The sequence below is a fragment of the Neobacillus niacini genome (genome assembly GCF_030817695.1).
Taxonomy (GTDB): domain Bacteria; phylum Bacillota; class Bacilli; order Bacillales; family Cytobacillaceae; genus Neobacillus; species Neobacillus niacini_F.
This window is the reverse complement of sequence record NZ_JAUSZQ010000002.1, coordinates 4,433,742-4,454,981: the sequence shown is the minus strand read 5'-3', so window position 1 is coordinate 4,454,981 and position 21,240 is coordinate 4,433,742. Positions and strand designations below refer to the sequence as shown.

The 21,240-nt window shown below is 38.0% G+C and carries 26 protein-coding genes and 1 tRNA gene; 17 read left to right on the top strand and 10 right to left on the bottom strand.

Annotated features, from left to right (window positions below; translation table 11 throughout):
* Window positions 1–227 precede the first annotated feature (227 nt).
* The 3 genes from QFZ28_RS22510 to QFZ28_RS22500 all read right to left on the bottom strand — a co-directional run bounded on the left by QFZ28_RS22510 (window position 228) and on the right by QFZ28_RS22500 (window position 2,142).
* Complete coding sequence (locus QFZ28_RS22510) at window positions 228–1,094, bottom strand: ClpXP adapter SpxH family protein (RefSeq protein ID WP_307196726.1); 867 nt, start codon at window positions 1,092–1,094, stop codon at window positions 228–230.
* The gene (locus QFZ28_RS22505) at window positions 1,091–1,498 is read right to left on the bottom strand and encodes a globin domain-containing protein (protein ID WP_307196725.1); all 408 of its coding nucleotides are present in this window, start codon (window positions 1,496–1,498) and stop codon (window positions 1,091–1,093) included. Before QFZ28_RS22505 ends, QFZ28_RS22510 begins: the two co-directional genes overlap by 4 nt.
* Before the next feature lie 71 nt (window positions 1,499–1,569).
* A complete protein-coding gene (locus QFZ28_RS22500; RefSeq protein WP_307196724.1) occupies window positions 1,570–2,142 on the bottom strand; it encodes a CYTH domain-containing protein in 573 nt (190 codons plus the stop codon).
* A 119-nt stretch (window positions 2,143–2,261) separates the two neighbouring features.
* On the opposite strand from QFZ28_RS22500, the gene QFZ28_RS22495 reads away from it, so the two are divergent.
* Genes QFZ28_RS22495 through QFZ28_RS22480 form a run of 4 tightly spaced genes read left to right on the top strand, consistent with a single transcriptional unit; the run spans window position 2,262 to window position 5,054 of the window.
* Window positions 2,262–2,621, top strand: a complete 360-nt coding sequence (locus QFZ28_RS22495; RefSeq protein ID WP_307196723.1) for a UPF0738 family protein — start codon at window positions 2,262–2,264, stop codon at window positions 2,619–2,621.
* 31 nt (window positions 2,622–2,652) lie between these two features.
* Entirely contained in the window at window positions 2,653–3,291 is a 639-nt protein-coding gene (locus QFZ28_RS22490) for a GTP pyrophosphokinase (RefSeq protein WP_307196722.1), read from the top strand.
* A 40-nt stretch (window positions 3,292–3,331) separates the two neighbouring features.
* Window positions 3,332–4,132 (top strand): NAD kinase, encoded by an 801-nt coding sequence (locus QFZ28_RS22485; RefSeq protein WP_307196721.1) that lies wholly within the window; start codon window positions 3,332–3,334, stop codon window positions 4,130–4,132.
* 22 nt (window positions 4,133–4,154) lie between these two features.
* Window positions 4,155–5,054, top strand: a complete 900-nt coding sequence (locus QFZ28_RS22480; RefSeq protein ID WP_307196720.1) for an RluA family pseudouridine synthase — start codon at window positions 4,155–4,157, stop codon at window positions 5,052–5,054.
* Between the two features lie 656 nt (window positions 5,055–5,710).
* On the opposite strand, the gene prpE is transcribed toward QFZ28_RS22480, so the two are convergent.
* Window positions 5,711–6,451 carry a bis(5'-nucleosyl)-tetraphosphatase PrpE gene (prpE, locus tag QFZ28_RS22475; protein ID WP_307196719.1) on the bottom strand — a complete coding sequence of 247 codons (741 nt, stop codon included), beginning with the start codon at window positions 6,449–6,451 and terminating at the stop codon, window positions 5,711–5,713.
* A gap of 75 nt (window positions 6,452–6,526) precedes the next feature.
* Between prpE and QFZ28_RS22470 the strand changes: the two genes are divergently transcribed.
* From QFZ28_RS22470 to QFZ28_RS22460, 3 genes are all read left to right on the top strand, one after another.
* Complete coding sequence (locus tag QFZ28_RS22470; protein ID WP_307196718.1) at window positions 6,527–8,374, top strand: monovalent cation:proton antiporter family protein; 1,848 nt, start codon at window positions 6,527–6,529, stop codon at window positions 8,372–8,374.
* Between the two features lie 95 nt (window positions 8,375–8,469).
* On the top strand, window positions 8,470–9,240 hold the full coding sequence (fabI, locus tag QFZ28_RS22465) for an enoyl-ACP reductase FabI (protein WP_307196717.1): 771 nt from the start codon (window positions 8,470–8,472) through the stop codon (window positions 9,238–9,240).
* 116 nt (window positions 9,241–9,356) lie between these two features.
* Window positions 9,357–9,854 (top strand): CotO family spore coat protein, encoded by a 498-nt coding sequence (locus tag QFZ28_RS22460; protein WP_307196716.1) that lies wholly within the window; start codon window positions 9,357–9,359, stop codon window positions 9,852–9,854.
* A 50-nt stretch (window positions 9,855–9,904) separates the two neighbouring features.
* Here the strand turns inward: QFZ28_RS22460 and QFZ28_RS22455 are convergent, their stop codons facing one another.
* Window positions 9,905–10,417 carry a CotY/CotZ family spore coat protein gene (locus tag QFZ28_RS22455; RefSeq protein ID WP_307196715.1) on the bottom strand — a complete coding sequence of 171 codons (513 nt, stop codon included), beginning with the start codon at window positions 10,415–10,417 and terminating at the stop codon, window positions 9,905–9,907.
* A 127-nt stretch (window positions 10,418–10,544) separates the two neighbouring features.
* Between QFZ28_RS22455 and QFZ28_RS22450 the strand changes: the two genes are divergently transcribed.
* The 7 genes from QFZ28_RS22450 (at window position 10,545) to QFZ28_RS22420 (ending at window position 14,190) form a co-directional block, all read left to right on the top strand.
* Window positions 10,545–10,895 carry a DUF1360 domain-containing protein gene (locus QFZ28_RS22450; protein ID WP_307196714.1) on the top strand — a complete coding sequence of 117 codons (351 nt, stop codon included), beginning with the start codon at window positions 10,545–10,547 and terminating at the stop codon, window positions 10,893–10,895.
* Window positions 10,896–11,239: 344 nt separating this feature from the next.
* Window positions 11,240–11,707 (top strand): YhcN/YlaJ family sporulation lipoprotein, encoded by a 468-nt coding sequence (locus QFZ28_RS22445; RefSeq protein WP_307196713.1) that lies wholly within the window; start codon window positions 11,240–11,242, stop codon window positions 11,705–11,707.
* An 18-nt stretch (window positions 11,708–11,725) separates the two neighbouring features.
* The gene (spoVAC, locus tag QFZ28_RS22440; protein WP_307196712.1) at window positions 11,726–12,202 is read left to right on the top strand and encodes a stage V sporulation protein AC; all 477 of its coding nucleotides are present in this window, start codon (window positions 11,726–11,728) and stop codon (window positions 12,200–12,202) included.
* Window positions 12,203–13,228, top strand: a complete 1,026-nt coding sequence (spoVAD, locus tag QFZ28_RS22435) for a stage V sporulation protein AD (RefSeq protein ID WP_307196711.1) — start codon at window positions 12,203–12,205, stop codon at window positions 13,226–13,228.
* A 5-nt stretch (window positions 13,229–13,233) separates the two neighbouring features.
* Window positions 13,234–13,590, top strand: a complete 357-nt coding sequence (gene spoVAE / locus QFZ28_RS22430) for a stage V sporulation protein AE (RefSeq protein ID WP_307196710.1) — start codon at window positions 13,234–13,236, stop codon at window positions 13,588–13,590.
* Between the two features lie 94 nt (window positions 13,591–13,684).
* On the top strand, window positions 13,685–13,801 hold the full coding sequence (locus QFZ28_RS22425; RefSeq protein WP_082799360.1) for a YjcZ family sporulation protein: 117 nt from the start codon (window positions 13,685–13,687) through the stop codon (window positions 13,799–13,801).
* Between the two features lie 134 nt (window positions 13,802–13,935).
* The gene (locus QFZ28_RS22420; protein ID WP_283864247.1) at window positions 13,936–14,190 is read left to right on the top strand and encodes a stage VI sporulation protein F; all 255 of its coding nucleotides are present in this window, start codon (window positions 13,936–13,938) and stop codon (window positions 14,188–14,190) included.
* Window positions 14,191–14,372: 182 nt separating this feature from the next.
* On the opposite strand, the gene QFZ28_RS22415 is transcribed toward QFZ28_RS22420, so the two are convergent.
* The 5 genes from QFZ28_RS22415 to QFZ28_RS22395 all read right to left on the bottom strand — a co-directional run bounded on the left by QFZ28_RS22415 (window position 14,373) and on the right by QFZ28_RS22395 (window position 18,862).
* Entirely contained in the window at window positions 14,373–16,661 is a 2,289-nt protein-coding gene (locus tag QFZ28_RS22415; protein ID WP_307196709.1) for a UvrD-helicase domain-containing protein, read from the bottom strand.
* Between the two features lie 124 nt (window positions 16,662–16,785).
* Window positions 16,786–17,208 (bottom strand): GNAT family N-acetyltransferase, encoded by a 423-nt coding sequence (locus QFZ28_RS22410; protein ID WP_307196708.1) that lies wholly within the window; start codon window positions 17,206–17,208, stop codon window positions 16,786–16,788.
* A gap of 6 nt (window positions 17,209–17,214) precedes the next feature.
* Window positions 17,215–17,802: a YjcG family protein gene (locus tag QFZ28_RS22405; protein ID WP_373428099.1), complete on the bottom strand. Its 588-nt coding sequence runs from the start codon at window positions 17,800–17,802 to the stop codon at window positions 17,215–17,217.
* Window positions 17,803–17,819: 17 nt separating this feature from the next.
* Window positions 17,820–18,542: an alpha/beta hydrolase gene (locus QFZ28_RS22400; RefSeq protein ID WP_307196706.1), complete on the bottom strand. Its 723-nt coding sequence runs from the start codon at window positions 18,540–18,542 to the stop codon at window positions 17,820–17,822.
* A 95-nt stretch (window positions 18,543–18,637) separates the two neighbouring features.
* On the bottom strand, window positions 18,638–18,862 hold the full coding sequence (locus QFZ28_RS22395; protein ID WP_307196705.1) for a hypothetical protein: 225 nt from the start codon (window positions 18,860–18,862) through the stop codon (window positions 18,638–18,640).
* 147 nt (window positions 18,863–19,009) lie between these two features.
* Here QFZ28_RS22395 and QFZ28_RS22390 point away from each other — a divergent pair.
* The 3 genes from QFZ28_RS22390 (at window position 19,010) to QFZ28_RS22380 (ending at window position 21,067) form a co-directional block, all read left to right on the top strand.
* Window positions 19,010–19,082 (top strand) — tRNA-Val (locus QFZ28_RS22390).
* Window positions 19,083–19,640: 558 nt separating this feature from the next.
* Window positions 19,641–20,522 carry a pyridoxal 5'-phosphate synthase lyase subunit PdxS gene (gene pdxS, locus QFZ28_RS22385; RefSeq protein WP_307196704.1) on the top strand — a complete coding sequence of 294 codons (882 nt, stop codon included), beginning with the start codon at window positions 19,641–19,643 and terminating at the stop codon, window positions 20,520–20,522.
* Between the two features lie 215 nt (window positions 20,523–20,737).
* Window positions 20,738–21,067, top strand: coding sequence for a DUF3870 domain-containing protein (locus tag QFZ28_RS22380; RefSeq protein ID WP_307196703.1), 330 nt, complete (start codon window positions 20,738–20,740; stop codon window positions 21,065–21,067).
* Window positions 21,068–21,240: the final 173 nt, after the last annotated feature.

Below are 21,240 nucleotides of genomic sequence, written 5' to 3'. Positions count from 1 at the left end.
TTGTCCAAAATAGAATAATATGATATTTTGACAATTATGTGAAATAACGCACAATCACATTGTCAATTGGCTTACTCACATGGTATATTCTATACGTGAAGTTAATCACAACAAACATATACCCCTTTGTTTGACCGTGAAAAATTTCTCCCATCCCCTTTGTTCGTATTAATAGAAAAAGACCTTGCAGTTATTTGCTGCAAGGTCTTTTCATGTTCAAGAATAGGCTATTCTTCAACGTACCGCCAAAATGTACCATATTTAGCTGGAAGCTGTTCAACCTTTTGAAGTAATAGCAATTTTTTCATTTCCCGTTCCACCTGCGAGATGGACATGTTATAAACTACTGAAATTTCCTTAGAGGCCACTAGTTTAAAATACTTCAAAAATGTCTCTAATGGCGGCGGCTGATTTTTTACAGGCTGTTCAGAAAGCATTTCTTCAAGAATCTGCACATAGACTTCATACGGGTAAGAACCAGTAATTTTGATTCCTTCATCTTCTGCATTTTCGTTAAAAAATACAAGAGTGGGAATTTCTTGTACCTCCATTTCAGTCGTGATTTTTAAGTCACACTGAAAAGCTTTAGCCGAACTTTCAGAATGAAAATCAGAAATAAATTCCTCGACATCTAATCCTGCACTTACTGCACAAGATTTTAATACTTCAAAATGGGAAATGTTTTGTTTTTCGATAAAGAGCTTTTCTTGTACTTTGCGAAGGAACCGTATCCCCGCTCGTCTGCCTTGCAGTTCCGCTGCCTTTATTGCAACAGAAGCAATATACGGGGAAGCAACAGGATTTTCTAACCATAGGCTCCCATCACAGGACATTCCTGATCTGCTGGCTGTCTTTTCCCATAATTCTGCAATCACTTCATAATTTTTCTTTTTACTTACATTTAAATTTGCGATACGCCCGCTTAATACGTGTTTAATGGAAAAATAACGGCCATATTCAATGTGCAGTTTTTTTAAGATTGGCTCGAGTGCCCAGCACTCTGGGCATAAAGGATCGATGAACATATATATTTCAAGTGGCTTCTTATCGTAATTGTAATCTTGCTGCTTGGAAGTGAACCAAGGGTTACTCACGAATCTTCACCTGTTATCTCACTGTCATCTTGCTTATTAATCATGTGTTGAGCAGTAAGATAGAGCCTAGAATAAAATTCATCCCTTATTGGACCCTCTAATCCAGTCTTGTCCATCGCTTGTTTCATGCAAGATAACCATGCTTTTGCACGGGTAGGAGTAATGGGAAAAGGCAAATGACGTGCACGCATCATCGGATGACCATGCTCTTCAGTATACAACGCTGGTCCCCCCAAATATTGTGTTAAAAATTGCTTTTGTTTCCGGGCAATTTCGGAAAATTCATTTGGAAAGATAGGTGCAAGATCAGGATGTTGTGCAACTAGACCATAAAAAGTATCCACTAGGCGGTGTAAGGTATCTTCGCCAAGTGCTTCGTATGGAGTAGGCTTTTTCTCATACATGTTGACAACTCCTTTAAATATGTTTGTATTATTATTTTATCAATGCATTTTTCATATCTCAAATAAACCGCTTATATTTTTTGCTGATAAAACCGAGCAATCTTATTTAGGGTTACCCTTAATGGTATATTATATTGTTCGAGCAGCTCTTTGAATGTAAGCTGACCACGTTGAAAATCCACCACTTCGTATTCAACCTCGTAGTCTTCAGTATTGAGATATAAGCTATGATCCAATACTAGGAGCCCTGCCTTGTAAGGAAATTCAGCCCTTTTTGTTGTGAGAGAACCGAAATATTCTAAATCGGTTAACGATATATTTAATTGTTCCAATCGCTCCTGAACGATTCCCTTAGGGAGTATTCCATTATTAATCGCAGCAAGGAATTCATTTTCAGATAAAGTTTGTGTTGTTTCTAACAGACCAACGTCAGCTGGCTGCTTTAATGTCATTTCATATTGATCCTTTTTTCCCCTGGTCCTTAAAGCAGAACCTAATTCCTTTAGTTTAAAATTAGATGTGTCAAAATAATGATTTGTTTGGCTGATGATTTGTTCATCCTTTACTTTAAATGCTTTAAGCAGTTTTTCATATTCTACTTTTGTAAGCAGGTTTTTAAATTCGATTTCAATGGTCTCTGACATCGTTAGTCCCATCCCTTTCTGTTCATCCTTTTATTTTATCTTAGTATTTGATCGAACCGCAATTCTTGGGAGAAATGGATAGATTATGCTAAAATAGTAGGAAGGTGGAGGTAAAAATAATGAATAAAAAACTATTAATTACGAAGGCGAACATTTCAAATAAAAAGTTACGATTACAAGCAAATGAGCCGATTACCGGGTTAACCCAGGCAGAACAAATTCTCGTTGACTCTAAGCAATTTTCTTTTATCTATTTAATGGAGAATCAAGAGGGGTATACATATATCGAAATTCCTGAACCCATTTGGCCATTATTAAAAGAGTCATTAACAAAACAAATTCCAGTATGGATCCATTTTAATGAGGAAGAAATGGAGTTAACTAATTTTAATGAGGAATTAGTCGAAGTTATTAACAACATAAGAGGAAATAGCAATTATGGTGAAGAGATGGTCACAAAAGTAGAAGGGGTATTTTGAACAAATTATAGTTTGTTATTGAGGTGGAATCATGAAGCATTGGGACCAATTCTTAGCTCCATATAAACAAGCAGTATCAGAACTGAAAATAAAATTAAAGGGCATGAGAGGACAATTTGAGCTAGACTCCAGTCATTCACCGATTGAATTTGTCACTGGCCGAGTTAAGCCAATTGCAAGTATCCTTGATAAGGCTAATCAAAAAGGTATTCCACTAGATAAATTGGAAGAGGAAATGCAGGACATTGCCGGTATGCGTATCATGTGCCAATTCGTCGATGACATTCATCATGTTGTGGGCTTATTAAGAAACCGAAATGACCTGGAAATCGTCGAGGAAAGGGATTATATATCACATAAAAAAACGAGCGGATACCGTTCCTACCATGTAGTGATACGTTATCCTGTCCAAACGATACACGGGGAAAAGAATATACTGGCTGAAATTCAAATAAGGACATTGGCAATGAACTTCTGGGCGACAATAGAACACACGTTAAATTATAAATACAAAGGTATTTTCCCAGCTGATATTAAAATGAGGCTGCAAAGTGCTGCAGAGGCAGCGTTTCGTCTTGATGAGGAAATGTCCTTAATTCGTGGTGAGATTCAAGAGGCCCAAGCATTTTTTACAAGAAATAAGGAGTTTAAGCAAGAGGAGAAAAGCTGATCAGGCATTGTAAGCATTTCAGTACAAGGGAGAAAACATTATGAAATTTGCGATTACCTCCAAAGGAGATCAAAAATCGAATATCTTAATGCATAAAATGCGTACTTATTTACTTGATTTTGATCTTATATATGATGAGGATCAACCGGATATTGTCGTTTCGATTGGCGGAGACGGGACACTTCTATATGCTTTTCACCGTTACAGCAGCCGCTTAGATAAAACTGCCTTTGTCGGAATACATACTGGCCATCTCGGCTTTTATGCAGACTGGACACCTGATGAAATAGAAAAACTTGTAATTGCCATTGCCAAAACCCCATATCAGGTTGTTGAATATCCTTTAATAGAAGTCATCATTCGGTATCAGCATGCTGGAAAGGAATCTCGATATTTGGCACTTAATGAATCAACCGTCAAAAGTGTCGAGGGCACATTGGTTATGGATGTAGAAATCCGTGGACAGCACTTTGAACGTTTTCGGGGTGATGGTCTTTGTGTTTCGACACCCTCCGGCAGTACGGCTTACAATAAAGCGCTGGGCGGGGCGATTATCCATCCTTCGATATCTGCATTGCAGGTTGCAGAGATGGCATCGATTAATAACCGTGTCTTTCGGACAGTGGGCTCACCGCTCATTCTGCCGTCCCATCATACCTGTATGCTAAAACCAGTTAATCGGCCGGATTTTCAAGTAACCGTTGATCATCTAACATTGCTTCATAAGGATGTAAAATCGATTCAATTCAGGGTACCAGATGAAAAAATTCGCTTTGCTCGTTTCCGGCCATTTCCTTTTTGGAAGAGGGTTCATGACTCCTTTATATCAGATTCAGACTAATCATACTGTTGGAGGGCACATCATGAATCCAAACTTTGAATTGCAGTGGATTATTAGTGAACATCATGAGGGCCTAATGATCAAAGAATTCCTCAAAGAAAAGGAAATCTCTAGAGTTGCTCTTACGGATATAAAATTTAAAGGTGGTAAAATTCTGGTTAATAACACGGAAGTGAATGTCCGCTATGTGTTAAAAGCAGATGATATCGTTACCGTTATCTTTCCTCCTGAATACCCAAGTGATGCTGTCAAAGGGGAAAAAATCAAATTAGAAATCCTTTTTGAAGATCCATTTATTCTGGTGGTTAATAAACCAGCGGGGATGAGTACCATTCCATCAAGGGAACATCCTAGAGGAAGTTTGGCAAATGCCTTGGTGGGGTACTACGAAGAAATTGGTATTAGGGCCACCTCCCATATTGTTACTCGTTTAGACCGGGATACCTCAGGGATTGTTTTAATTGCAAAGCATCGGCATGTACATCATTTATTTAGTAAGCAGCAGCAAAACGGCCATGTTAAAAGAACGTATGAAGCATTTGCTGAGGGTAGTTTAAGGCGTGATAGTGGCTCGATTGAAGAACACATTGGCAGGAAGGCTGACAGTATTATAGAAAGAGAAGTACGCAGTGATGGGCAGTATGCATGTACCCATTACAAAGTGCTAAAAAGGTATAAAGAATTCACCCATGTTGAACTACAGCTAGAGACTGGCAGAACTCATCAAATACGGGTTCATATGTCTTTTATTGGCCATCCGTTACTGGGAGATGATTTATATGGTGGAAATCTTTTGAAAATTGAGCGACAAGCGTTACATTGTAAACAAATCCATTTCTTACACCCTTTTAACGGCATGGAATTGAATTTCACAGCACCACTTCCCTTAGATATGGATGAAATCATAAAGGCTGCCTTTTAAACTAAAGGGTTCCGTTTAGGGGTGCTTTTCTTAAAATATGTGCCGAAATGATAGTCGGATTGACATCGTTATTATATAAAAAAGTAAAACTCGCCAAGCTTGGCGAGTTTCTTTATTAAGAATAAAAAAGATGTCTTGTACTTTAATTGAGTAACCGGCAAAAGTAAAATAAGCGGAAATTTTCCGGTTAAATGCAGAATAAAGCTCGTTTCGGGGTAAATAAGCGGAGGTTTTCCGCTTAATCAAAGAAAAATCTCCCATTTTCGAATTTTTTGAGTAAATAGACGGAATCTCTCCGTCTATTTAAGCTGTTTTTTTATACTAATTCCTAAATAAGCGGAATTTTTCCGCCTATTTATCAGCTCAGGTGCTTAACCTGATCCCCCAACCGAATAAGTGCAGACCCTATTGAATATAGAAGTGGGAATCAGCAGCTTTTTATCGACCAACTCATAAAGTTAATAAATTGGTACTTCGTAGAAAGCTTGATAAATAAAGAAAAAGACCTATGCCAATTCACACGTCAATTTTTGTGTCTTTTAATAAAAAATTCACCCAAAAACGGAAAACTTTACTATTAAAAAGGTCAGCCTTTTGCGTTTTTTGGTGATTTCCTAGGAAATTTGTCGATATTCTTGGGAGTATTTTCCCTATTTTTAAGTAAAGTCTTTAAACTTCTCTTTAATATATGGCATAGTAGAATCGACAGAAACGATTTCCAACTCAGGATATCGAAGCGCCGTTAACTTACCACCAAAAACAGCTCCAGTATCAATATTATATGTATTATTGATTACTCTTGGTTCTTTTACTGGGGTATGGCCGTATACGATTAATGCATTACCTGTGTATTGTTTTGCCCAATCTCTTCTAACAGGAGAACCATCAGGGTGTTTCTCACCAGTTATATCTCCATAAAGGACAAATGTCTTAACCTTAGAGTTTGTTTTGCCGATAAATTCTTCTTTTATTCCAGCGTGAGCGATAACTAACCTATTTTGATCTAATACTAAATGAAGCGGTGAATTTTCATATAGGTCGATAAATTTATTTCGAATCGATTGCTGATCTTTTTTAGGTAATGACTTATATTCGGCCACCGTCGTTTCAAGTCCATGTGTTTCCTGGACCTTATTCCCTATGAAATATCGATAAAGCTTATTGCAATGATTACCTGGTGTATAAAATGCCTGTTTCTGTTCAATTACAAGACGCCAGACTATTTCTGCAACTTTTAAGGAAGCTGGACCACGGTCCGTTAAATCCCCAACAAAGGCAAGAGTTCTGTTGTCTGGGTGTGCTGGGATTCCGTCCTTCCAGTGGTATCCACATTTTTTTGTTAAAGCTTCAAATTCTGGTAAACACCCATGTATATCACCGATGATATCAATTTTCATTGAAATGATGCCCCCTTTATCTTTATTTTTTGTTGATTTAGTAATTTTTATAAAAGAAACGAAGGAGGACGACTTATGGAACAGCATGCTTCTGTAATCTCTTTATTAGTGGTCGTGACAGTTGCCTTTGTTACACCTATTCTACTCCACAGGTTACGATTAAATTATATTCCTGTGGTGGTCGCCGAAATCATTATGGGGCTAGTGATTGGAAAAAGCGGTTTTAACGTAGTGCACGAAGATATGTGGTTATCAACACTTTCTACTCTAGGATTTATTTTCTTGATGTTCCTTAGTGGATTAGAGATTGATTTTACTGCTTTTAGAGGGAGTAAGAAACCTATCACGCTGCCTAATGGAAAAAAAGAACCAAATACCTTCATGGTTTCAGGTATCATTTTTGTGGGTATATTTATTTTTTCATTAGGTTTATCCTATTTATTTGTCATTGCTGGTTTTATCGAAAATGCCTTCTTAATGACACTCATCATCTCAACGATTTCTTTAGGGGTGGTCGTCCCAACCTTAAAAGAAGCACACCTAATGAAGACAAATATTGGTCAAATTATCTTATTGGTTGCTGTTGTAGCAGATTTGGTAACCATGATTCTCATGGCCGTCTTTGTGTCTATATATGACCCGGGGCAGGGTAATACATGGCTGTTACTGATTTTGTTTGCAGCCGGAGTGGTTTTGTATTTTGTGGGTAAAGTGTTTAAAAATCGCCCTTTACTAGAATCACTGTCAAAAGGGACCGTACAAATTGGGACTCGTGCTGTATTTATGCTCATTATCGTATTAGTTGGGCTTTCAGAAACGGTAGGGGCAGAAAATATTTTGGGTGCCTTCCTTGCAGGGGTATTGGTTTCTCTTTTATCACCAAACCAAGAACTGGTCCATAAACTAGATTCCTTCGGATATGGTTTTTTAATACCAATCTTTTTTGTAATGATTGGTGTAGAACTAGATATTTGGTCACTTTTTGCAGATAAAAAGTTATTATTATTAATTCCGTTATTATTGTTAGGACTTTTACTTTCAAAGGTTGTCCCGGTTTATTTACTGAAAATCTGGTACGATACAAAGACCGTGCTGGCTTCGGGTTTTTTACTCACATCAACCCTATCCTTAGTAATTGCTGCAGCTACCATTGGGGAGCGTATGGAGGTAATTACTCCGGAGATGAGTGGAACACTGATTCTTGTTGCCGTGATAACTTCTATTTTTACACCGATTGCTTTTAAAAAATTATTCCCATTAGAAGTGGCGGCTGCCCCAAAAGTAAGAATTGCCTTTTTAGGAGCAAACCAAGTAACATTGCCTGTATCAAGGGAACTTAAATCGGGTCTATACGAACCGATCTTATATCATACTAAAACGGAAAAATCTGATAAAATGGTTTCGAATTCTTTATTTGATATAGTCGAGATATTTGATTATTCGTTGGAAACAATCGAGAAAAATAAAATTTTTCAAAATGAAATCATCGTTATATCTACCGGTCATGATCAGACAAATGCTGATTTAGCTATAAAAGCGAAGGAATTGGGTGTATCCAGGGTAATAGCGCGTATTGAAAGTCCCGAACTTGAGCAAAGCCTGAGAGAAAAGGATATTGAGGTTTTCTCATCTTTCATGTCAACCAAAACATTGCTCCGGGCCTTAATTGAAACTCCTAGTGTTATTAACATTTTAACAAACCAAGAAACATCACTCCATGAAATAAGAATGCAAAATGAACAGTTTGATGGTATGACATTAAGGAGATTCCCGTTTACAGGTGATGTAATCTTTGTACGAATTTTCCGGGGCAAAGACTCCATTGTTCCTCATGGGGACACTGAATTGCTCTTAAATGACCGTCTGATCGTTACTGGATCAAAGGAATATGTGGATGAATTAAAGAGGGAGCTCGAGTTCTAGATGTTATTAACTTTTCATTTTTTAGTAAATAGTGTAATATTAGTACCAAGTACTAATAACTAATATAAATGTTTAAGTAGGGGGACTATTGCTATATGAATCTTTCTTTAGAAGGAAAAACATATGTTGTAATGGGTGTTGCAAATAAACGTAGTATTGCATGGGGAATTGCGCGTTCGCTGAACAATGCAGGAGCTCGATTAATCTTTACCTATGCAGGTGAAAGACTTGAAAGCAGTGTAAGAGAATTGGCGGAATCATTAGAAGCAGAAGGTACACTTGTACTGCCATGTGATGTAACTAAGGATGAAGAAGTAGCTAAGTGCTTTGCTGAAATTAAGGAAGCCGTAGGTACCATCCACGGTGTTGCACACTGTATTGCCTTTGCTAATAAAGAAGAATTAAGTGGTGAGTATTTGAATACAACAAGAGAAGGCTTCTTGTTGGCGCATAATATTAGCTCTTATTCTTTAACTGCTGTGGCAAAAGAGGCTAGAGGGTTAATGACAGAAGGCGGCAGTATTGTCACATTAACCTATTTAGGCGGAGAAAGAGTCATTCAGAATTATAATGTCATGGGTGTTGCAAAGGCTTCTCTAGATGCCAGCGTTCGTTATTTGGCTGAAGACCTTGGAAAAGAAGGGATTCGTGTCAATTCAATCTCGGCTGGGCCAATCAGAACTCTGTCAGCTAAAGGCATTAGTGATTTTAATTCGATTACAAAGGTTATTGAAGAAAGAGCGCCTCTACGTAGAACCACAACACCTGAAGAAGTCGGTGATACCGCACTATTCCTATTCAGTGATCTGTCTCGTGGTATTACGGGAGAAAACATTCACGTCGATTCTGGTTTTCACATTTTATAATTGTCATTAGCCCGCTATCTAAATAGCGGGCTTTTACTATGTATATTTTTTAAGAACGAGTATAGGCAATTTGCATACATATAGAGTGTAGGGCTAGGTAAATGGAGGTGAATTGGATGGAGAAAAAGACAAAACGTGGACCGTTACTTTACGTCTCACAGACTTTTTTAAATACACCTGTAAAAAACATGCAGGAAATTTTTACAAACCGGCAGGAGGTGCAGCTGCCGATTGAAGAACCACAGTTAGAGGAGGAAAGCAGCAAGAAAGTCTTTGAGGTTTCACTGGCTAAGACTAACTTGCCTAAAGAGTCTAAAGTTAAAGAAGTAAAGCAGGAGAATAAAACCCAAAGTAATCAAGAAAAAAAACGTACATTTAATCGCGTCAAAGGCTTCAAGGAAATGGATCTTATGGAGCGGTTAGAGTACTTGAACAATTTCCCCAAAGCATTGCCACCTGTTCCATGCGTTTTTTATACAGAAGAAAAGAATTACCAAGGCTATTTAGTAGAGTACAACAAACAAGATGTAACCATTCGATTTCCAGATCAAACAACTGAAACTATACCTTTCGAGAGTTTGAAAAATGTCATGATGATTGGAATAAAGCGTTAAATACAAAAAGCCAGCCGGGTTAATCGACTGGCTCATTTTATTACCAAGTATTAGTCACAAAGACCAAGATCTACATCGGCAATACATTGTATCGCACAGAAACAATTTAAATCAACTGTAATACAGTCATTGCTTGCTCTGAAGCGATTAACCTGACAGACTCTTTCAAGGTTAATACAGCACCTGTCTCCGCCAGCAACGAGATTAACCGGCATAAAACCTCCGTTGTCGCTGCGTCCTGGAATCAGGACACGCAGTGTTGCACAACAGTTATCGAATACATCCTCGACGCGGAAGAAGATTGAAACGCAAGCATTGTTTTCGCCGTTAAAGAACGCGTGGAATGGAGAGCCATCAGCGTTTTTTAATACAAATACACGAGTATCAGCACGATCCCTTCTTGCTGGTGACACTAATGAACCAAGCGGTTCTAAGAAACAACTTGGACAATCTACACACTCATCATCTAATACTGCATTATCTTGGATGTCTTTAATTGCACGTACTACATCGCAGACGCAGCCGCTATTACTGCGTGAGTCACTATTTCTGCCACAACCCATTAATTACTCCTCCTTAATCCGTGATATTTATCTTACATTACTAACATATTTAAACAGGACCTTTTGGGTAACGGACAAACGCCTTTTTGAAGAAAATTAGGCTAATTATAGGGAAAGGACGGAAAAGATGAACATTGATTTATTGAATTTTACTATATTGGCATTGGCCTGCTTCCGATTAACCAGGCTTATTGTATTTGATAAAATCACAGAGTTTCTCCGTGATCCTTTCTTTGATGAGATTGAAGAAGAAAATGAAGAGGGGAAAATAGAGGTATATTACCTTCCTAAGGAAACAGCAATAAAAAAATTTATTGGGGAAATGCTTAGCTGTTATTGGTGCACAGGAGTTTGGGTTTCAGCGGCAGTGGTCGGTGGATACCTGCTTGTACCTGTTGTTTTAGCGCCAATTATTCTCGTGTTTGCCGTTGCAGGTTTAGCTGCAATCGTAGAATCCATTGTTCAACTATGGATTTAAGATAAATAAGCAAAATAGTTGTCCGCCCGAGACAAGTTCTTGATTTCTTTCATATCTTATCAATAGGACTAAGTATGGGAGTGGTGAACAATGAATCAAGATAACAAGAAATCGCAATCAACAAAAAAGTCTCAAACCAAAAAATCTACAAAGAAAAAAGGCTGTGGCTGCGGCAAAAAAACTAAAAGATAATCATTAAACTGCCAGTTTTATGACGGCAGTTTTTTTTTTGCCTAGTAGGAACTAAATACAAAAAATTATCCCAACCTTGTCATAATTTCCGGTCAACTCGAAAAAACTACTATGTAGTGATTTCTATAATTTGAATAAGGGAAGGGAAAGAAATGGTCTACATAATTCGAGTAATTTTAATAGTATGCGTTACATTATTGGTCTCTTGCAGTCAGGAGCAAACTGAACAGAAAAGCCAATTGGCTCTCATGAAAACGACCAATCCTAACCCGACTGTTACTGAAAAAAATAACGGCCAGGACAAAGCTGAAAGCATTGAGCGGGAAGTTGAGAGTATTGATGAGATTTACGATGTGGCTGTAGTGAAAGGGAAAAAAGCAACACTGGTTGTATATAAAGTGAAGCATATGCAGCGTTTTAGAATGAAGCAAATAGAAAAGGATTTAAACAAAAAGCTGGAGGAGAAATACCCGAAGGAAAAATTCACAGTTTCGAGTGACTATAAGATTTTTTTAGAGGCAGTACGGCTTGTTGAAAGAAAAGATAATGGAAGCCTCACAGACAAGCAGGCTGAGAAACGGTTAAACGAAATTGTAAAAATGACATCAGATATGAAGTAAGGAAGGGATGGACAGCATATGGCGAGCAAACAGAAAAAGATGACGCCTCAACAGCAAAAGTATCAGCAGCTGCAACAGAAGCATGAACTAAAAAGACCTGTAATAAAGAATTGTATTAAGGCGTTTTGGGTCGGCGGACTGATTTGTGCTATTGGTCAAGCAATAAGTTATTTCTATATATATTTTTTCCACTTCACTGAACAGAATGTTGGTAATCCAACCGTTGCAACAATGGTGTTTTTATCTATGCTGCTAACGGGATTCGGTGTTTATGACCGTCTAGGACAATTTGCTGGGGCAGGCAGTGCTGTTCCTGTAACTGGCTTTGGAAATGCTGTGATATCGGCGGCCATCGAGCACAGAACAGAAGGATTTGTTTTAGGGGTTGGTGGAAATATGTTTAAACTGGCTGGATCAGTTATTCTATTCGGGGTGTTCTCTGCTTTTGTTGTTGCACTGATAAAAACGTTACTTGGAATGTGGGGGGTTTTGTAATTGTTAAAAGGGCAACAGTCTTGGGTCTTTCCAAATAGACCAATGATCTTGGCATCGGGTGTCTCCGGCGGACCCTTTGAGGCAAATGGCAAATTAGCAGACGACTTTGATATTTTGCATGAAGATTTATGGATGGGAATGGATTCTTACGAAAAAGCACAAACAGTTTTGTTAGAAGAGGCTATAACCACGACATTAGAAAAAGCAAAAATGGACAAGGAGCAAATAGAATTTCTATTTGCTGGAGATTTAATCAACCAAATCACTCCATCTAGCTTTGCAGCACGGACTGTGCAAATTCCATATTTCGGACTGTTTGGTGCCTGTTCAACTTCGATGGAAGGGTTGGCGTTAGCGTCATTTGTGGTCAATTACAAAGGGGCACGCAATGTGTTAACAGGTGCCTCAAGCCATAATGCTGCAACTGAGAAACAATTCCGCTATCCAACTGAATATGGGGGACAGAAGCCGCCTACAGCGCAATGGACGGTTACAGGAGCAGGGATCGCTCTAGTTACTCAAAATGTCCCAGGAAAACAGCACCCTGTTACCACATCAGCAACAATTGGAAAAGTCATTGATATGGGATTATCTGATCCTTATAACATGGGAGGTGCTATGGCACCTGCGGCCGCGGATACTATCACCGCACATTTTCGTGATATGGAACTAGATCCTTCCCACTATGATTTGATTATTACCGGCGACTTAGGAAGAATTGGCCAGGAAACAACCTTCGAATTACTAACGAAAAACGGTCTTAATATAGAACGGAAACAATTTCAAGATTGTGGACTATTACTATATAAAGATGACCAGCCTGTTCAAGCAGGTGCGAGCGGTGCAGGTTGCTCAGCTGTTGTTTTGTATGGTCATTTGTTAAATCAGATGAAAAAGGGAGTATATAAGCGGATATTAGTGGTTGCGACAGGTGCATTGTTATCGCCGCTTAGTTTTCAACAAAAAGAATCGATTCCATGTATTGCACATGCAGTGAGCATAGAAATGAATGAAGTGGGAGGGTAATTTTTATGTTAGCAATGTATTTTTGGGCATTTGTGGTTGGTGGCTTAATTTGCGTTATCGGACAGCTGTTATTTGATGTCGCTAAGCTTACACCTGGACATACCCTAAGCTTACTCGTCGTAATAGGAGCCATTTTAGATGGCTTCGGTCTCTATGAGCCACTCATTAACTTTGCTGGTGCTGGAGCCACCATTCCAATAACTAGCTTCGGCAATTCATTGGTGCACGGTGCACTGCAGGATGCAGAAAAGCATGGTCTGATTGGGGTTTTGACTGGTATGTTCCAAGTCACCAGTTCCGGAATTTCAGCGGCGATTATTTTTGGATTTATCGGCGCATTAATCTTTAAACCTAAGGGTTAAAAATTTCAAAGGTTGTCTGTAGAGGGGTGCCCAGTACACTTTGTATCTATATCTCATATGTTATTAATGAGACTACAAAGTGAGGTGACACTCTATGTTCTGTGGATATGGCGGCTATGGCTACGGCGGTGGATATGGCGGCGGTTCAACTTTTGTTTTAATCGTCGTATTATTCATTCTTTTAATCATTGTCGGTGCAAGCTTTTATTAAAAAACTGCATAAACGTGCAGACAAAGAAGAGGTTGGCCATATCAGTAGGCCAGCCTTTTCTTTTCCATTTTCTTCACATTTTCGCCCTTCCTTCATACACTATCAGTAGCCTATGAAGGAGCGTGATCTTTATCATGGATAATGGTTTTTTTAAAAATGTAGAAAAGAAAACTGGCGTAAATATGAAAGATATTTTTGATTTAGCGAATTCCTTACAGAATGCCAACTTTAAAGATGAAAAAACGGTTCGTAATGTGATCCGCCGTGTATCACAAATTGCCAACAAACCGGTAGATAAGGCAACAGAAGATAAAATTGTACAGTCGATTATTAACGATGGAAAACAGCTTGATTTTAATACGATATCAAAGATGATCAATAAGAAATAAGTGATTCTAGAAAGATTATCTTGAATATTTTTAGGTTGCAAAAGTTTTGTACATTTTTCATGGAGTTTTGTACACTTTGTCGGGGGTTTTGTACATTTAGACAATATTTGAAAAAACCACACAAAAAACTGAGCAAACAAAAGGTAAAAGACCTCTTTCCTTGATGGAAACAGGTCTTTTTGTTATTTTTTCTTTCGTGCTATTAGAGGTGATAAAAACCGCGAAGGATTCGTTTTTTTGCCTCTTCGATTCTGGGGAACAGACATTAGAAGATCTTGCTTTGCTCGTGTCATTGCTACATAAAAAAGTCTTCTTTCCTCTTCAAGGGCAGCAAAATCGCCATGCCTAGAGCTGTCTAGTGCGTAATCATGCGGCAGACTTCCATCTACTGCTCCAATGATATAGACACTCTTATATTCTAATCCCTTTGCCCGGTGGATGGTACTTAGACTAATGGCGTCAGGAAAATGCTTGCTTAAATTTTTAATTTCCTTGTTCATGGCAGACATATGTTCAGCATGAGACAAGAAAGCTTGAATACTTGTAAAGCTTTTTGCTGCAACTTTTAAATCCTTTAAATCATCAGAACCTTTATCTTGCTGATTTGATTCATTGCCGCGTTTTTTCATATAGTCAAGAAAACCCAGGTCCTTTTCAATACTTTCAATTGACTTTAACGGCGAGCCAAATTTCAACGAGCGAATAATCTGTACTGCCTTTTTTAATTTCTTTTCTTGAAAAGCATGTTTTGTTTTTAAGTAGGATAGGGCTTCTAAATAGGTACAATCCTTTAGTATGCTTTCGGCCTTTAAATCCTTAAGCACGGTTTGACTCAAAAATAGACTAGGTAAAATATCAGCCAATGCCTGATTGTCATCTTCATCCAAGCTTATTTTCAGAAATGAAAGAACGCTTTTAACAATGTGCCGCTCATAAAAAGCCTCTGAATCCAAATCTATTCTAAAGGGTAGGTTCGAACTTGCCAACCGTTCAAATACAGCCCGAGAACCTGCATTCGTCCTATATAAAATCGCAAAATCTGATGGTTTTGCTCCTTGTACGATTTTTTCTTGGATGTCGTTTACAATCATTGTTGCTTCTTCCTCTTCATCATAAGGGAAAAAGAGGATTGGAGAAGTACCAGATTCAAATTGCGCCCTCATTCTCTTGACTCTTCTAACTTTATTCCTTGAAATCATTACATTGGCACAAGAGACGATTTCATGAGAGGAGCGGTAGTTTTCTTCAAGCGAAACTAATTTTGCATAAGGAAAGTCTTTTTCAAATGCTAACAGATAACTTGGATCACTTCCCCGGAAGGAGTAGATTGCTTGGTCATCATCACCAACCGCACAAACATTTTTATGTTTACCGGAAAGCAGTTTGATGAGTTCATATTGAACCTTATTTACATCCTGAAATTCATCGATAAGAAAGTAATGAAAGCGATTTTGATACTGTTCCAGAATTAATGGATTCGAGCGCAGCAGTTGAAAGCAGCCAATTAACATGTCATCAAAATCAAATAAGCATTTTTGTGATTTATACTCCTCATATTTCTTATAAAGGTAGGCAGCTTTTTCTTCCCAATCTGTAAGCGGCTTTACTTCATGAGGAAAAACAAGTGAATTCTTCCATAAACCAATTTGTTGAAGTGCTAAATCATAAGCAAAATCCTTTTCTGATAAATCAATTTCCCTGCCAGCCTCTTTAAAAATTTTTTCGCGCTGCCATTCTTTCTTCAACAGCCGCTCTGAGGACCAATTATTCCCATCGTGAAACATAAGAATCCGATAAAAAATACTGTGGAAGGTGCCTGTCACTAACTTTCCTATTTGTTCCTTTTTAATCTGAGGATAGGCGGCCAGACGATTTTTCATTTCACCAGCAGCTTTTGAGGTAAAGGTAACGAGCATGATGCTGCTCGGGTCAATTTTTTTAACGTCGAGCATATAAGCAGTACGTGCTGTAAGTACTCGTGTTTTGCCGCTGCCTGCACCTGCAAGAACTAATAATGAACCTTCTGTTTCCACAACAGCTGCCGTTTGACTTTTATCAAGGATGACTCCATTTGCTGCGAGTTCTCTTAAATAGGAGTCATGTTCAAGATGGGTTACAACTTCAGTTTTTTTGAATGGGCTTGGACATTCAATTGTCTTTGCGGGACGAAATAAGCCTGAATTTTTAGGTGTCTCAGTTATCGTTCTCCCTTGGGGGATACGAAATCCATTCCGTTCTACCATGATCGGTGCTAAATCTTCTTCGATTGTTGGTTCGGGGCATTTATGTTCCGGAGATTTTATGTGATAAAAATAGGGTTCTTCATGGATGCCAAGAAATAACCGGACCTTTTCATGGCAAACCGGACAGAACAATTCGCCATTTTTTCCATGTATATATAGCAGTTGATATTGTTCTCTCGCTAATTGGTCAAGAATAATCCTTTGGTTTTGGTGCATAGCAATTTTCATTTTTTAGCCTCTTTTTTCAAAAATACGACAAACTCTATGATAACAAAACTAGCCGATATCGAAAAGTGCCCTTATATTTAAGAAATGAAAAAAAGCACTGCCGCTAGAAGGGCAGTGCTTGGAATTATATTTTTTTTATCATTGTCTTATGTGGGATTCCTGCGTCTAAAAACTCCTCTGAAACTACCTCATATCCAAGGTTAGCGTAGAAAGGGATAGCATGGGTTTGAGCATTTAACTTTAGTTTATGTAGCGCTTTTTTTTGCGCGTAAACTTCAATCTCTCTCATTATTGCTTTTCCAGCTCCAGTATTCCTAGCTTCCTTTAACACACAAATTCGTTCTACTTTACCGAAACCATCCACAACACGCAAGCGGCCAGCTGCAACAGGTGCGCCTTCCTGGTAAGAAACGAAATGTACAGCATCTTCCTCAAACTGATCAATTTCTTCTTCTTCAGGGACATTTTGTTCGTCGACAAAAACGGTTCTTCTGACAGAGAAAGCATCTTGTATTTCTTTTTCATTTTCACAAACTTTTACATTCACAGCTGATTATTCCTTTCCTAGGCGAAATGTTTCATAAACCGTCCAAGAACCATTTTCTAATTGATATAGTAAATGGAAGCGGTCAATAGTCTCTTCATGGTCAAATCTTTTCATTCTTAATGAGCCATATACATCTGAATGCTCATCATTCGATAGCTTTTGACCAATCGTAATATGTGGAACAAAAGCATATTCTAAATTTTGCTCACTAAATTCTTGATTAATTTCATTGTGCAATTTGGTTAACTCTTCAGTTGGCTCCACTTTAAAGTAAATCACATTATTTACAGGCTGAAAAGAGCTGATTTTTGTTGTCTTTAAGGTAAAGGCATTTGTATTACTAGCAATTTTCCTTAATTTTTCCGCAAATGGTACTACATCTTGTTCAGTTGCTTCAAAAGCATTTTTCAAGGTTAAGTGTGGAGTAATTAGTGAATAATGCGGGTCATAACGCTTACGATAGGAATTCGCTAAATCTTGCAGTTTTTTTGATGGAAAAATAACAACCCCAAATTTCATATGTCTAACCTCCAGTAATTTCTGTGATAAATCGGTGTAGTCATTGACCTTCCTGATATTATAGCAAATATTCAAAAAATATGAAATCACCTTTAAAACATCAACTTAAGGGCTCTCTTTAAATCTGGCTGCCAATATGTCCATGTATGGTCGCCATTAAATTCATCGTAGAAGTATGTAAACGACTTGTCAGTAAAGATAGATGAAAGTTTCCGATTTAGGCTAAGGAAGTCACTTGTTTCGCCATTAGTGGTTTGGACCTCTGTTTCTAGATTTCCCACAATGTGATATATCTCTAAAAGTTCAGTTTCTGTGAAGTTGTTAACCATTTCCATGACCTTTTCGTTTACATATGGTGATTGTAAAAGAACTTTTCCGAAACTGTACGGATACTGGAGAGCGGTCATTAAAGATACAGTTGCTCCTAATGAGTCACCGATTAGCGCTCTTGTAGAGCCCATATGGTAGGTTGGAAATTCATGATCTAGGAACGGAACTAATTCGTGTGCTAAAAAACGAATGTACTGTTGATGTTGATCACCATCTGGGTGGTATTTCCGGCGGCGATCATCTACATCTTTATAGGGTATCCCAACAATGATTAAATTTTCAATTTCTCGGTTAAAAAGATACTCATCTGCTAATCGACTTATTTTTCCAAGTTGAAAATAATCTCGGCCATCTTGAGCAATTAACAGTGAGTACTTATATAATGGTGAAAAATTTGCGGGCAAATAGATGAGAAGGAGGATTTCTTCTCCAAGCTCATTGCTTTTAATAGTATGTTCTTTTATCGTGCCTTTTGGTATCTCCATGCAACAATTCCCCCAACGTTCGATAGATACAACTGCATTTTATCATAACTATGGTCGAAATGCTCAAAGAGACAGAAGGGAGTAGGAGTGTTGGATTAGTGTAGGAAGCGGTCATTGGGGCGAGTATTTGGCATTAAGGATAAAATATTTTCCCGGCGGAAAATACGAATCTGTTTGCGGAGCAGACAATAAGCGCGAATGTATTCACTATTCACTTCCTTCACAAGTAATTTACGTTGTGAAATCCGTTGGTCTTGTGATAGATAAATCATCTCTAACGGAATATTTTCTTCTATAGAACGTAACAAAAGTCCATCCATTATAATCCCGCCTTTCCTGATGTTTTATACTATTATTATATTCGAACATTCGTTCCTTATTCAAATGATTTTAGAGCGTATGTTCTTTTTAAAAACTATTGACTTTTAACGAGTTTTTACTATAATTATATTTGTAGCTTAATAAGAGATCTGTTAGCTCAGCTGGGAGAGCGCAACCTTGACAGGGTTGAGGTCGGGGGTTCGAACCCCTCACAGGTCATTCATACAGAACCTTGGTAACAATTGTGTTATCAAGTTTTTTCCTATATAACAGGAAATTTAGTTTAGTAATACAGCTGATTTATTGGCAAAATCTATTACCTCTAAATTCAACATAATCATAATAACCCCTTCTTCAACTCCCTCAATGACTGCTTCATCTCAACTCTTTTTTCTAACCTAATTAGTATTTTTTAAAAAAATTCCTCCTAAGAGGCCAGTTGTAATAAAGGATCTTTCATAAAATCAAAAAGCCCTTTCTATTCTATTGGGAATATAATTTTTGCGGTTTAAGTGCAAAAAAATTAATGATAGTGCCAATAAATTTTGCATATTGTTTTCACAAATAGTTCACAAATAGGCGTTTTTATTATTGGCACAGTAATTGCAAGTTTATAAGTGAAAATTAAATTTGGATAAATATGTATTATATCCATTTTTTGATGGGGGTGAAAGGGAAAATTCTAGAATTGCATAAAAGAACATAACAAATGAACTACATGAGATTTTCCTTTTAAAAGAAATAAATACGTTCATAATCATCAAAGGGGGATTACCAGTGAAAACAGGTACGGATCGTGTAAAAAGAGGCATGGCTGAAATGCAAAAGGGCGGCGTCATAATGGATGTTGTGAATGCTGAGCAAGCAAAAATAGCTGAGGACGCAGGAGCGGTAGCTGTAATGGCTTTGGAGCGCGTTCCTTCTGATATCCGTGCAGCTGGCGGAGTAGCAAGAATGGCAGATCCACGAATTACAGAAGAAGTTATGAAGGCGGTTTCCATTCCGGTTATGGCAAAAGCACGTATCGGACACATCGTTGAAGCCCGGATTCTTGAAGCAATGGGCGTTGATTATATTGATGAGAGCGAAGTTTTAACACCGGCTGATGAAGAGTACCATCTAAATAAAAAAGTTTACACTGTTCCATTTGTTTGTGGTTGCCGTGATTTAGGAGAAGCAGCTCGCCGTATTGGTGAAGGTGCCTCCATGCTTCGTACAAAAGGAGAGCCGGGAACTGGTAATATCGTAGAAGCTGTCCGTCATATCCGTAAGGTAAATGCACAAGTTCGTAAAGTCGCTACAATGAGTGAAGATGAATTGATGACAGAGGCTAAGGTACTTGGAGCTCCATATGAACTTCTTCTAGAGATTAAGCGTAATGGACGCCTGCCTGTAGTAAACTTTGCAGCTGGTGGAGTAGCAACGCCTGCAGATGCTGCACTTATGATGCAGTTAGGTGCTGATGGAGTATTTGTTGGTTCTGGCATCTTCAAATCTGATAACCCAGCAAAATTCGCTAGAGCTATCGTGGAAGCAACAACCCACTACCAGGATTATCAACTAATTGCAGAGATTTCAAAAAATCTTGGAATTGCAATGAAAGGTATTGAGATTTCAACTCTGTCTCCTGAAGCGCGTATGCAGGAACGTGGTTGGTAAAAAATTCAAACCTTTCTAGAAGGATTTTAATATATAAGGGAGAATAATCTATTTATTGTGTATAGGTGTAAAAAATAGTCGTAAGCCCTTTCTTGTTAGTGAAAGCGCTTTAATATATTTGAAAATTTAAAATATTCTCATTGACATTATTTATTCTGAACCGTATACTCGTGTTAGAAACATGTTCAGTGGGTTTTTGAAGGGTGGATTAGGGTATGCAAGCACTGGAAACGGTGATTGTTACAGGATATGCAAAAGCTCCACAGGGAACTTCCATGTATGAAATGTATAAGCATGCGGGAATTGTCCTCGAAGTGGATCTGAGAGATCATAAGATTATCGGAGCTGAATTCACATTCGTAACTGAACTAACAAAAAATTATTTTCAAAAACTGCTGATAGGCTACTGTCTTCAAGACGGTGTTGAGCAGCTGATTAAACGAATTCAAAGCTTTTATTTTGCTCCATCTCAGCAAGCGATCATTGTGGCTCTTCAAGCTGCAGTTCAACGTTACTGGGATAATGTGAAGCAAATGAATACATAACGTTTGGTTATAATAAAGTGGGAAGATGACCTCTTCCCATGGTCTTATTAAAACCGGGCAAACATGAACTCTGTGTAAGGAATGTTCGTTGAAACGACATTCTTTATAGAGATTTATGTTTTGCTCGGTTTTTTATTTTACCAAACGGTTAACACCCACAAAAGTCGATGGAG